Origin of the sequence: Algoriphagus ratkowskyi, from assembly GCF_002150505.1 — a bacterium.
GTDB lineage: Bacteria > Bacteroidota > Bacteroidia > Cytophagales > Cyclobacteriaceae > Algoriphagus > Algoriphagus ratkowskyi.
Genome location: NZ_MSSV01000004.1, coordinates 340297 through 353058, shown reverse-complemented (window position 1 = coordinate 353058; position 12762 = coordinate 340297). Strand labels below are relative to the sequence as shown.

General features: G+C 39.6%; 12 protein-coding genes. 6 read left to right on the top strand and 6 right to left on the bottom strand.

Going from position 1 to position 12762, the window contains the following annotated elements:
- Window positions 1–71: 71 nt before the first annotated feature.
- On the bottom strand, window positions 72–2849 hold the full coding sequence (acnA, locus tag BVH02_RS07065) for an aconitate hydratase AcnA (protein WP_086500620.1): 2778 nt from the start codon (window positions 2847–2849) through the stop codon (window positions 72–74).
- Window positions 2850–3002: 153 nt separating this feature from the next.
- Between acnA and BVH02_RS07060 the strand changes: the two genes are divergently transcribed.
- Window positions 3003–4061 (top strand): endonuclease/exonuclease/phosphatase family protein, encoded by a 1059-nt coding sequence (locus BVH02_RS07060; protein WP_086500618.1) that lies wholly within the window; start codon window positions 3003–3005, stop codon window positions 4059–4061.
- A gap of 171 nt (window positions 4062–4232) precedes the next feature.
- On the opposite strand, the gene BVH02_RS07055 is transcribed toward BVH02_RS07060, so the two are convergent.
- Genes BVH02_RS07055 through BVH02_RS07040 form a run of 4 tightly spaced genes read right to left on the bottom strand, consistent with a single transcriptional unit; the run spans window position 4233 to window position 7190 of the window.
- Window positions 4233–5210: an MlaD family protein gene (locus BVH02_RS07055; RefSeq protein WP_086500615.1), complete on the bottom strand. Its 978-nt coding sequence runs from the start codon at window positions 5208–5210 to the stop codon at window positions 4233–4235.
- Window positions 5207–5959: an ABC transporter ATP-binding protein gene (locus BVH02_RS07050; protein WP_086500613.1), complete on the bottom strand. Its 753-nt coding sequence runs from the start codon at window positions 5957–5959 to the stop codon at window positions 5207–5209. Before BVH02_RS07050 ends, BVH02_RS07055 begins: the two co-directional genes overlap by 4 nt.
- Window positions 5960–5961: 2 nt before the next feature.
- Window positions 5962–6759 (bottom strand): MlaE family ABC transporter permease, encoded by a 798-nt coding sequence (locus tag BVH02_RS07045; RefSeq protein WP_086500611.1) that lies wholly within the window; start codon window positions 6757–6759, stop codon window positions 5962–5964.
- Window positions 6760–6818: 59 nt separating this feature from the next.
- Complete coding sequence (locus BVH02_RS07040; protein WP_086500605.1) at window positions 6819–7190, bottom strand: response regulator; 372 nt, start codon at window positions 7188–7190, stop codon at window positions 6819–6821.
- 471 nt (window positions 7191–7661) lie between these two features.
- On the opposite strand from BVH02_RS07040, the gene BVH02_RS07035 reads away from it, so the two are divergent.
- Window positions 7662–9038 (top strand): TIGR00341 family protein, encoded by a 1377-nt coding sequence (locus BVH02_RS07035; protein ID WP_086500604.1) that lies wholly within the window; start codon window positions 7662–7664, stop codon window positions 9036–9038.
- Window positions 9039–9072: 34 nt separating this feature from the next.
- Here the strand turns inward: BVH02_RS07035 and BVH02_RS07030 are convergent, their stop codons facing one another.
- A complete protein-coding gene (locus BVH02_RS07030) occupies window positions 9073–9987 on the bottom strand; it encodes a glutaminase (protein WP_086500601.1) in 915 nt (304 codons plus the stop codon).
- 250 nt (window positions 9988–10237) lie between these two features.
- Between BVH02_RS07030 and BVH02_RS07025 the strand changes: the two genes are divergently transcribed.
- The 4 genes from BVH02_RS07025 to BVH02_RS07010 are packed head-to-tail and all read left to right on the top strand — an operon-like array spanning window position 10238 to window position 12606.
- Entirely contained in the window at window positions 10238–10585 is a 348-nt protein-coding gene (locus tag BVH02_RS07025; RefSeq protein WP_086500599.1) for a PadR family transcriptional regulator, read from the top strand.
- Window positions 10586–10604: 19 nt separating this feature from the next.
- Window positions 10605–11288 (top strand): hypothetical protein, encoded by a 684-nt coding sequence (locus tag BVH02_RS07020; protein WP_086500597.1) that lies wholly within the window; start codon window positions 10605–10607, stop codon window positions 11286–11288.
- Complete coding sequence (locus tag BVH02_RS07015; RefSeq protein ID WP_086500595.1) at window positions 11285–11908, top strand: hypothetical protein; 624 nt, start codon at window positions 11285–11287, stop codon at window positions 11906–11908. The genes BVH02_RS07020 and BVH02_RS07015 overlap by 4 nt, the downstream gene beginning before the upstream one ends.
- The gene (locus BVH02_RS07010) at window positions 11905–12606 is read left to right on the top strand and encodes a hypothetical protein (RefSeq protein ID WP_086500593.1); all 702 of its coding nucleotides are present in this window, start codon (window positions 11905–11907) and stop codon (window positions 12604–12606) included. The genes BVH02_RS07015 and BVH02_RS07010 overlap by 4 nt, the downstream gene beginning before the upstream one ends.
- Window positions 12607–12762: the final 156 nt, after the last annotated feature.

The following is a 12762-nucleotide window of genomic DNA, read 5'->3' as shown; positions in this document are numbered from 1 at the left end:
AAAACTAAAGCAGGGAAACTAACACCAGCGATTTCGCTACTCCGGTCTTCGGTCTCCCGTCTTCCAGCTCATTAGTCCTTCAAGAAATCCCTCAACACATAATTCAGAATTCCTCCATGCTTGTAGTAAGCATTCTCTACCTGTGAATCCAATCTGGAAAGCACTTGGATTTTCTTCTCCTGAGAATCAGAAGTGACAATTACCTCGAATTTCTGACCTGGAGTTAACCCTGATTCAATTCCAACAATGCTGAATTCTTCCTTGCCTGTTAAGCCTAAACTCTCGGCTGTTTCTCCAGGCAAGAACTGAAGTGGCAATACGCCCATTCCAACCAAGTTGCTACGGTGAATACGCTCATAACTCTCGGCAATCACAGCTTTAATACCCAACAATGTGGTTCCTTTTGCCGCCCAGTCACGGGAAGATCCTGATCCATATTCTTTGCCCGCCAAGACTACAAGCGGAACACAGGCTGACATATATTTCTCAGAAGCTTCGAATACGCTCATTTCTTCTCCAGAAGGAATATAGGTTGTAAAGCCTCCCTCTTGTTTACTGAGTTGGTTTTTGATCCGCACATTTGCAAAGGTACCGCGAACCATCACTTCGTCATTTCCCCTTCTCGAACCGTAGGAGTTGAAATCTGGTCGCTCCACACCTCTTCCATTCAGGTATTTGCCTGCCGCAGAATCAGGTCTAAATGATCCCGCCGGCGAAATATGATCTGTAGTAATAGAATCACCCAATTTCAACAGAACTCTCGCATTCAAAATGTCTTTTGCGGTTGGCACTTCAGTAGAAATATCTTTGAAGAATGGCGCTTCCTTGATGTACGTACTGCTTTCATCCCAAGGATAAATCTCCCCTTCACCAGATTGCAATTCTTTCCAGATGTCATTGCCTTCGAAGATCTCTCCGTAACTTTTTTGATAGTCATCAGGAGAAAGAACTTTCTTCGCCACCTCGGCGATTTCCTCGTCCGTAGGCCAAATATCTTTCATAAATACCGGTGCCAAGTTTGGATCATAACCGATTGGCTCGTTATATAAATCCACATCCACTCGACCTGCAATGGCATACACCACCACCAGCATTGGCGACATGAGGTAATTCATTTTCACCTGAGGATGAACTCTAGCTTCAAAATTTCTATTTCCTGAAAGCACCGAAGCCACCACTAAGTCATTCTCCTCTACTGCTTGTGCAATGTGTCTGGGAAGCGGGCCTGAATTACCGATACAGGAAGTACAACCATAACCTACGGTATGGAATTTTAGCGCTTCCAAATCTTCCAGCAATTCAGCTTTTTCCAAGTAATCTGTTACTACTTTAGACCCTGGCGCCAAGGAAGTTTTCACCCAAGGTTTCACATCCACACCTAATTCCCGAGCTTTTCTAGCGACCAGACCAGCTCCTATCATAACTGATGGATTGGATGTATTAGTACACGAAGTGATCGCGGCGATGACAATAGAGCCATCATACAGCTCAAACTTATCGTTATGCAGGGATACTGAAACAGTCTTCAAACCATTCTTAATCTTAGTTTTAATCTCTGTATCAGATGGAGCTTTAGTACCAGATTGATCTTCAGTTTGTCCCCCACCTTCTTCTACAAATCGAGCAACCTCTTCTCTTTTATCAATAGGAATATATTCTCTTCCGTGAACTGATTGAAGTAGCTCTCCAAATTTCGGTTTGAAATCACGTACTAAAATTTTATCCTGAGGTCGTTTTGGACCAGAAACGGTAGCTTCAACGGTCCCCAAATCCAATTCAACCACAGAACTATAGTTGATTAGATCTTCGTCTTTTCTCCAAAGCATATTTGCTTTGCAATACTCCTCAACTAGTTTGATCTGATCGGCGGAGCGATTAGTTTTGCCCATGTAATCTAGGGTTCGATCATCTATAGGAAAATAGGTAATAGTACAACCAAACTCTGGTGACATATTGGCAATCGTAGCTCGATCCGGTACTGATAAATGATCCAGACCTGGGCCAAATACCTCCACAAACTTCCCAACCACACTATTTCTTCTGAGTAATTCGGTAATGGTCAAGACCATATCTGTAGCCGTTGTTCCTGCTGGCAACTTGCCTGTCAGTTTTAAGCCCACTACCTCTGGCATAATGAAGTAAATCGGCTGGCCTAAGATTGCAGCTTCTGCTTCGATTCCCCCAACTCCCCAGCCTACTACTCCGATCCCATTTACCATCGGCGTATGGGAATCCGTGCCGACTAGTGAATCCGGGAAAACCAAACCATCGCGCTCGATTACCCCTTGGGCTAAGTATTCTAAATTAACCTGATGGCAAATCCCCATTCCCGGAGGTACTACGGAGAAATTATCAAACGTCTTTTGAGCCCATTTCAGGAACTTATAGCGCTCTGAGTTTCTCTCATATTCCTTCTCTACGTTTTTCTGATAACTGTAATTTGTCCCAAAATAATCTACTTGAACCGAGTGATCTATAACAAGATCTACTGGAATGAGAGGATTGATCGTACTTGCATCCTTACCTTTTCGATGAGCCTCAGATCGCAGCGATGCAATATCCACTACAGCTGGAACTCCTGTGAAGTCCTGCATCAATACTCTGGCAGGTTTAAAAGGGATATCTTTATCAGATGCTTCAGGTGACCAATTGATCAGCGTATCCAAGTGTTCCTTAGTAATCGCGAAATCATCGAAATTCCTTAAGGCATTTTCCAATAATATTCGGATAGAAAAAGGTAAATGCTTTACTGGGTGACCACTTGCTTCTAGTTTCTCTAAACTCCAGTAGGCATGTTCTCCTTTTGAAGTTTTTAGGGTAGTTTTGATCTGGTATGGGTCTTGTTTCATAATAAAAAGGGTCTTTGGTGAAAAAAAGTGCTCTAATATTTAACCTGAATTTTCTGCTTAACATTCCATTTTTGGTATTTGATCTCCAAAGTCTTGCCATTAAACAGGTAAATTCTTCATCTTTAATATAACTTAAGAAAATCAAACTTTTACATGGGCTACATTATACTACGGATATTCAGTGTGTTTTTCATCTTCGCAACATTTTTTCCATTGGTCAAGCTTGACTATTGGTGGGTTCGGATCTTTGATTATCCCAGACTCCAAAAGTTTATCATCATTGTAATTCTAATTTCACTATGGCTTGCGCCTTTTGTACGCTCTCTAAATATAAAAAACTACGTATGGGCCGGACTATTAGGTATATGCGCATTATACCTAGTCGGAAAAGTCCTGCCATTTACAGTATTGAGTAAGAAAATGATTGACACAGTTCCTTATTCTGAAGAAGCTGGTATTAATATTTTAGTTGGCAATGTTTATCAGTATAATACAAATTATCACAAGGCGGTTGCTCTGGTGAAATCTGTAGATCCTGATTTAGTATTCTTTGTAGAGACGGACAAAGCATGGGAAAAAGGCCTCTCGGAAATAGAAAAGGATTACCCAACCCAGATAAAACTCCCATTAGACAATACCTATGGTTTGTTACTTTACACCCGATTGGAAATAGTCCGTCAGGAAATAAATTACCTTATAGATGATGAAATTCCATCACTTGAGATCGATATAAAGCTTCGGAATGGGGAAATAATTACGATTTACGCGATTCATCCTACACCTCCAGTTCCTGGTGAAAATGAAAAAAGTACAGAAAGAGATGCGGAAATATTACTAGTTGGGAAAAAGTCAAAGGAAAACTCTAAGCCTTCGTTAGTGATAGGAGATCTGAACGATGTAGCATGGAGCTATACCACGGAGTTGTTTTTGAAAAACTCGGAGATGGCTGATCCTCGACGTGGCCGAGGGCTTTTTAATACGTTCCATGCAAAAGTGCCTCTTTTCAGATGGCCATTAGATCATATCTTTTTGAGCAAGCATTTCGGTGTCGCTAGCTTAAAGGTACAAGACGGGATAGGTTCAGACCATTTCCCGATTTCTCTCAAAGCAGTTCTCACCCGCGCCAATGATACAGATACGATGAAGGCAAACGGAGATGAAAAACAAGAAGCCCGCGAAAAAATTTCCCGCGGGCTTGAAGATGAAGATTAATCTTAACATAGAATCGGCATTCTTGACAAACACCTTGATTATTTTATTTGAGTAGACAGGCGAGCGTAGACACGTGATTGAAATATCCTAAAACCAAAAGTCTAACTTATTTCTTGCTGCTTTTATATTTCAAGAGACAGATAATTTGCTATTTGTATAGCGTAAGTACTCTTAATTGTTAGCCTTTTCTTCTGCCTTCTGCTTACGTTTAAATCCTTTATTGAAAGGCCAAGTATATTCCAAAGCATCCATTCCACGATTCAAATTATACGTAGCTGAATCAGCATTTTCAAGCGTACTTTTAAGACTTTGAGCAAACTCTGGATCGTTTAAAAGCATTCCTACTGAATTTTTAGGATCGTTAAACTTGTCAGTGATTGCACTCAGCTTTTGAGTCATTTCTTCCGAGTTAGCTGCAGCTTCTTTGAGGCTCTCCATAGATTGTCTCAAATCGGCAGCCATGGTAGTGTCTGTTACCAAATCATTGAATAGATTTCCTTTTTGATTCAACTTAGAGGTAAAACTATTGAGCTCCCTAATCATACGATTGCTATTGACAGAGGCTTGATCAAGATTTCTCACTATAGCTTTAAAGCTTTCTGCAAGTAAAGAATCAGTCAAAGCAGCACCAACCATCCCCTCACCCTCGGCAAGCTTGCTAGTCAGATTTTTAAGGTTACCAGTGATTTCTACTAGATTCTCGTTGTTAACCTGAAGAGTTTCCATCATTTTGTCGGTATCCAGTGGCATTACCGATTCTAGTCTATCACCATCGACTACTGGAGGGGCCAATGTTGTTCCACCGTAAATCACAATGATTTTATTTCCGATAAGACCATCAGAGCTGATAGTAGCTTTGGAATCCTTTCTGATGAATTCTACCACTTCTTGCTCCACGTTCATTTCTATCTCTACTTGAGAATCTCCGTAGAAGTTAATTTTCCGAACTGTACCGATTTTCACACCTGAAAACCAGATGTTATTTCCCGTCTGCAATCCTCCTATGTCATCAAAGACAGCCTTAAGCTGGATCGCTTTTACAAACTTTTTCTGCTGACCCCCTAGAGTCAACACCCCCGTAACGAGGATTGCTATGCCTACAAGGACAAATATGCCTACTAGCACTGATCTTTTATTTTCGCCTCTCATGAGTTGATAAAATTATAATCGTAAAATGATTTTATTCTTGGATCCTCTGCGTTAGGAAATATCTCTTCGAAAGTTCCTACTGCATTAAATTCGCCGTCCAGCAATACAGCTACACGGTCACCTGTATCCTTTGCACAAGTCAAATCGTGCGTAATAACTATAGAGGAAGTGTTATACTCATCTTTTACTTGGTTAATAAGTGCATTAAGTTCTCCACAGGTTATCGGATCCAATCCAGCTGTAGGTTCATCATAAAGCATTATTTCTGGCTCCAAGATTAAAGTGCGTGCTACGCCAATCCTCTTTTTCTGACCCCCAGATAGTTCAGAAGGCATTTGATTAATGGACTGAGGCAAACCTACACTGTCAAGCAAGCCTTCTATTTTCATCGTAATTTCTTTCTTTGACAGATTCTTTACGTTTCTAACTAACGGAAATTCCATATTCTCACGAACTGTCATACTATCGTAAAGTGCTGAGTTCTGAAATGAGAATCCTATCCGCAATCTTAATTCGTTCAGTTCTTTTGTCTTAAGAGTGGAAATTTCTCTCCCCAAAACATTCATTGAACCAGAGTCTTGTTTAAGTAATCCAACCATGATTTTTATCAAAACAGATTTACCCGAACCTGACTTCCCTAAGACAACCAAATTCTCTCCCTTGTACAGCTCAAGATTTACATCTTTCAGTACATCCAAGTCTCCAAAAGACTTCTCCAAACCACGGATTTCTACAACCTTTTCTCTCATAATTAAAATGCTCGAATTGCGTTCACGATTTGAAGTACCAAGAGCTCTTCAATAAATATCAAGAACATGGCCATTACTACTGCAGCGTTGGCCGCACGACCTACTCCTTCTGTTCCTTTGGAAGAATGATATCCCTTGTAGCAACCAACGATTCCAATAGTGAAACCGAATAACAGCGATTTCAGAATTGAAGAAGTAATATCAAGAAATGATATAGATTCAAAAACCTGAACAAAGAAAGTAGTCATACTCACCATTTCATTAGCGTTCACACTTAGAAAAGACCCTATCAATGCAACAAAGTCAGTGTACATTACCAGTAAGGGTATCATAAGGGTAGTAGCAATCACGCGAGAAACTACTAGAAATTTGAATGGATTAGTAGCCGAAACCTCCATTGCGTCGATTTGCTCGGTTACCTTCATAGAAGCTATTTCTGCGCCGATACTTGAACCTACCTTACCCGCTGCAATCAAGGCTGTAACCAAAGGTCCCATAGCTCTCACGACTGCAATGGAAATCAATGATGGTAACCATGATGTCGCTCCGAATTCTGCCAAGGATGGCCTAGATTGATTTGTAAATACAATACCTACAATGAAACCTGTAAGAGAAATCAGTGGTAAGGACTCCACACCAATACGATAGCATTGATGTATGACCTCCTTAAATTCATAAGGAGGAACAAATAATTCTTTGAAGAATCGTAACACAAAATTCCAAGCATCTGCCAGTCCGGCAAAAAACTTATCTATTTTCTTTGAAAGCAGGGGCTTTCTGTCTGCTGCTTTTTCAGTCATATATTCATTCTGATGGCTCGAAATTAATTAATTTATTGTTAAGGATAGGATATTAAACCTCAAAGTCCAAGGATTGATTTAAAGTCAGATTCACTCAGGGGTTTTTCAAAAATATAACTGATTCTTGGATCTGAATTAACGCGCTCAATATGGACTCTTTCGACAGATGCGGATTGCAAAATTATTATGGAATTTGGACTCATTTTCACTACTTCATTTACAAATTCCCATCCACTCATTTCAGGTAAATTTAAATCAACCAAAAGTAAATCAACCGACTCTGAATTCAGAAATTCCAATGCCTTACTAGGAGTATCGAAATAAACAAATTCGAGACCAGAGTCAATTTTTAAAAGTCTTTTCTCAACCAAAATTTTTTGGATTCTATCATCGTCGAGCAGAAGGATTTTTTGAACGCTACTAGCTTTCATTGGGTAAATTTTGATGATAAAAAGGATGAATTGATTTTGCTAAGTTTAAAAAATTCTGAATCAAAAATTCAATCTTCATCAAAGAGGATTCTAGATATTGCTATTCAACTCAGGTGCTGAAAGCCTGAGCAATCGCTAAACTCTTTAAATCAGAAACTAAAAAGTGAATTATAATCGTCAAATAGATCAATTGTCATTTAACTAATTTTTAGACTAGGCTAATTTTTTTAGTCTAATCAAATTATGACAACCCTAAACCAACTTTATAATACACTAAATCAACTAGTTACAACACAAACAATAAAGCTTAGATTACTAATAATAGTGGTGATAAATGAGTCCTCAGCTTAGCTCTAGTAAAACTCAAAATTACACCCTCCATAGAATATTCTGGTAATTAAATAGGCTTGTAGCACCTCAAAACAATTGGGGATTTTGGCTATTTTGCCGCGATTTATTTTTCACTCAGACATGACGGAGCCAAAAGCTAGAAAGAAAAACAAAAACCAATTTATCCGATTTCTACTTTATATCGGAGATCGATTTGACCTACATGAGGGCAAAGAAGACGAACTGGAAACCATAGAATATGTAAGGAAGAACGTAGAATTTAAAGGTGCTAATCTTTGGATTTTGATCTTTGCTATTCTTGTTGCTTCGGTAGGATTGAACGTCAACTCAACGGCAGTCATCATTGGAGCCATGCTCATTTCGCCCCTGATGGGTCCCATTATGGGAATCGGGATGGCAGCGGGAATCAATGATTTCGAACTGCTAAAACGCTCCCTCAGAAACCTCGCAGTAGCTGTATTTATAGCAATTTTAACATCCTCAATTTACTTCGCTTTCACTCCGCTAGATGATGCTCAATCTGAGCTCTTGGCGAGAACTGAACCTACAATTTGGGATGTCTTAATTGCACTCTTCGGAGGACTTGCTGGAATCATCGCTGGCTCCAGAAAAGAGAAAAGTAATGCCATTCCAGGCGTGGCGATTGCCACTGCTCTAATGCCTCCACTCTGCACGGCGGGCTATGGCTTAGCCACGATGAATCCCTATTATTTCTTAGGTGCATTCTACCTGTTTTTCATTAACTCTGTTTTCATCTCTCTATCGACTTACCTCATCGTCCGCTTCATGAAATATCCGAAAAAGGAATTCATGGACAACAAACAAGAAAAGCGAGTTCAGACCTACATTACCATTTTCACTATATTAACAATAGTTCCTAGTGTATACCTAGCCTATGGGATAGTGGTGCGATCATTTTGGGAAGAGCAGGCAAAAACCTTTGTTCAAAGTGAAATGATATTTCCAAAAACTCAGGTACTTAGCTCCGAATTTACCTATTACTCCGATCCTCGAGTGATCAAAATTAATCTGATCGGAGAAGTTCTAGCGGATGAGAGTATAGAGTCCCTGCGGGAAAAAGTAAAAATTCAAGGCTTTGATAATACCCAACTGCAGATCAATCAAAGTGGCAGCCGGGGAACAGACATGAACATCCTTCGCTCAGAAATCCTTAAAGATCTTTATGAACGCAATGAGATGCTTATTCAGAATAAGGATGAAAAAATAGCCATACTGGAAGCTGAAGTAGCAAACTATTCTCAAGTTCGGGCCTTGGGCAATGAAATAGCACAAGAAGCGAAGATCAATCACCCTAGCTTGAAAAAATTTACTCTGAACCGCTCGCTAGTAAGTAATCTAGATTCAAAGACTACTGATACGCTATTAGTGGCGTATGCCGAGTTTACCAAAAAACCAAGCGCTGCCGACACCAATAAATTACTTACCTGGCTAAAATTGCGTACCAAGTCAGATACAGTCGCTTTAATTTTACAGTAACCAAAGCCCCTATCTAATGAGCTAAAGTGAAAATTTAGAATAAAGAAAATTCCAATTTATTAGTCAAAAGCTCCAAGGCTTTAATTGATTTGACGGAATTGCCCTTTTCATTCAGTTCAGGGCTCCAAACTGCAATGCTGAACTTATGTGGCATCACAGCGGCCACCCCTCCTCCTACTCCACTTTTACCAGGAAGACCTACTCTAAAGGCAAACTCCCCTGCTTCATCATAAAACCCACAGGTCAGCATCAGCGCATTAATCCGTCTGGCGTTGCTTTCTGATAGAATCTGCCTTTCGGCAAAAATAGAATAGCCGTCATTGGCAAGAAATGAGAATGATTTAGCTAGATCTACACAACTCATCGCAATAGCACATTGCGAAAAATAAACTTCTAGTACCTCTTCGATGGGATTGTTGAAATTCTTAAAGGACTTTAGAAAATAGGCCAAGGCCGTATTGCGTTCACCATGATTCTTTTCTGAATTTTTGACATCAGGGTTGATTTTCACACAGGTATCGCCAGCTATCTCATTTATAAACTCGGTCAGTTGAGCTATAGGTTTCTCAAATTTGCTGCACAATGCATCTGTAATCACTAATGCTCCTGCATTTATAAAAGGATTTCTCGGAATCCCCTTTTCGTACTCCAGCTGCGCTATGGAGTTGAATGGATCACCACTCGGCTCCACATTCACACGTGACCAAAGTTTTGTATCGAAGGCCTTGAACACCATCGTGAGCGTATGAACCTTGCTGATACTTTGAATGGAAAACTGTTCCTTATAATCTCCTGCTCCAAAAACATTTCCTTTGAGATCCACCAATGCTATTCCAAACTTGTTCGGATCTACGTTGGCAATTTCAGGAATGTAGTCGGCAACTTTTCCTCTAAGGTTCTCTTCTTGTACTTCCTGGTACACTTCTTCAATAAGGTGTTGGTAATCCATTCTAGAAAAGTGCGGAAATTTGGGTGGGAATGAAAGAGTTTGTTTAGATAATTGGCACGATGTCCGATGTCGGGTGACCGTTGAGTGCCGCATCGGACATCAAACATCAGGCATCGGACATCGGGCATCAAACATGCATTAAATCCCTAATACACTCCTCTCTAAAAAACTCCAGTAAAAATAATACCTAAAATTCTTATGTATATAATTTTTCTATATATTTGGTTTAGCTAGGTAATTCAGCGAAACTATGTCAAACAATAATTTAATCAAAGGCTCTCTACAAACGATCATTCTAAAGCTCTTGGAAGAGAATGAACGTATGTATGGGTATGAAATAACCCAACGTGTTAAAGAACTGACTGCAGGTGAAATCAAAATCACCGAAGGCGCGCTCTACCCTGCGTTGCACAAACTGGAAGCAGAAGGGTTATTGAGTACAGAAATCGAGCAAGTGGACAACCGAGTCAGAAAGTATTATAGCCTGACTAAGGATGGACAGAAGGAAGTCACCAGCAAAATGTCTGAGTTGCAAGGCTTCGTAGAAAACCTCCAACGAATCCTGACTCCAGACCTTAAACCAGGTTTCAACATCTAATTTTTTTAATCAAGAAGCTATGAGAAAACTTACAGAACAGGAACTCGAATGGATACATACTCGACTCAAAAGTCTTCATATACGCTATACAGAAGTGTACGAGGAGACCTTTGATCATTACCATAGTGCGCTTGAAAGATGTTCAGTGGCTGACTCAGCAGAGGTTTTCCGAAAATTGAATAAAGATTTCTCTAGAGATGCAGTGAAAAAAATGGAAAAAGAGTTGCGAAAAACATCTCAAAAACAAGTGACTAAGATGCAAATCGAGAGTTTCATGTTTTGGAAATATGATGTTCGGACTTCCATTTCCTTTATCGCTCTTTCAACAGTATCAGTTCTAATCTCAATTCTATTTGGCAAATATCTATTGAGTGCATGGCTCGGGATAGTTATCGTGACAGGTTTAGTATTCATGTTTTCCAAAGACAAATCCTTATTTCACTTCAATCTAGTCTTTTGGAAAAAAAGCTATGTTCGGGCAGTAACCCAAGAAATTTATGGTCGATTTGCGATTTTATCTGGGGTAGGCATATCTTCCATACTGAATATTCCAAATATGAGATTAGAAATTATTTTCCATCAAGCCGGTTTCTTTGACATCAGCAACATTTTCCTTCTGATCGTGCTCATCTATGGTCTTTCATTATTTAGAATTGTACTTTCCCTAGGCTTTTCTACTACAACCAAACTTCACTCAATTTGATACTCTCCCCATCACAAATTACCCAAATTCAATCCTCTCTCTCTAATGGAAAGATCTATTACGAAGATATTAGAGCCGAATTGGTAGACCACTTTGCTTCTGAGATTGAAGGCAAACTAGCGCAAGGAAGGTCTTTCGATTCACTGCTACAGGAAAAATTACGCAGCCTCGAAAAAAGTAAGTACCAGCGAAGTCTTCTACTTCAAACACATGTAGGAATGCTGAAGGCAATTTTCAACAAGATGCTTTCTTTTTGGCTGCTTTTTAAAGTTGTCATTATGACTTGCCTAATTGGCTTTTGGATAAATGTTTTTTCTCACACCACTCCTGATTTTGCAGAGATGGTCTTGAAGATTTCATTTATCATAGCATTCTCATCTGTTGCACTATTGGGACTAATCAGAACTAGACTGCTCAAAAACTCTCAAATCGTAGCTGCTGGCAATACGCTATTCATGATCGCCATATTAAGTCAATTTGTATTGCAACTAGACTGGCTGCAGTGGACTGGACATACCGATCAAACCTTGCTTTATGCGTTTACTTTCTGGTTCTGCTTACTTCTTGTAGCTGGATTCAGAGTGCTTTCTAGCACTGTAAAAAGAGCTCAATTGGCATGAAACTCTCTCCTTCTCAAATCACTACTCTCAAAAAGCTTATCTCCTATAAAGGCTATCCGGAGATCGATCTGCAATATGAGATCTTGGATCATGTGGCCTGTAAGGTGGAAGTGCTGTTGGACGAAAATCCAAATCTACCACTGGAGGATGCATTCCGCAAAGTTCATGGGGAGTTCGGGATTTTTGGGTTTTCAGATTTGGCTGAGTCTTATACCAAAAGTATAGAAAGGCGTTATCGAAGATTTTTCTGGGAAGAGTTTAAAACCATCTTTAAAAGCCTTAGAATCATCTACCCTTTGGCAGTGGGGTATATTCTCTATTGGCTGAGCACGAACAGCAGCCTTTTTGGAGAGCAAGTGAGTTTACCTGTTTGGGGAGGAGCGTTCACTTTAATCGCTATAATCTTCACCATTATTAGATATTGGAACACCAACAAGAATCTTAAAAACTATGTATCCTATAGAAGCTCAACAAATTCATTTGGCTTTTTCAATGTAATGTTACAGTTCAACCTTCATAGTCTGCTGTATTTCGAAAACCCAGATTACACCTTTGCATTTACCGCTCAAAGCATATTTACATGGTTTGGCATTATCATTATGCTCGCGTGCTTTATCTCTATCTTTTTAATCCCCCGTGTACTAAATAAATCAGTCGAAGAAACCAAAAAACTACAAGCAATCTACGAGCTCGCGTAATTGATGATTGCAGTAATCTCAGCGATTATTGAAAGCCTTTTTCATAAAACCCAAAAGTATCGCGCAATTCAAACCATACTTTATAGATCTAAATCCAAGCTTTGAGATACATAACACTAAACTTCACAGGTAGATAACCTTACTCCAAAATTTTAT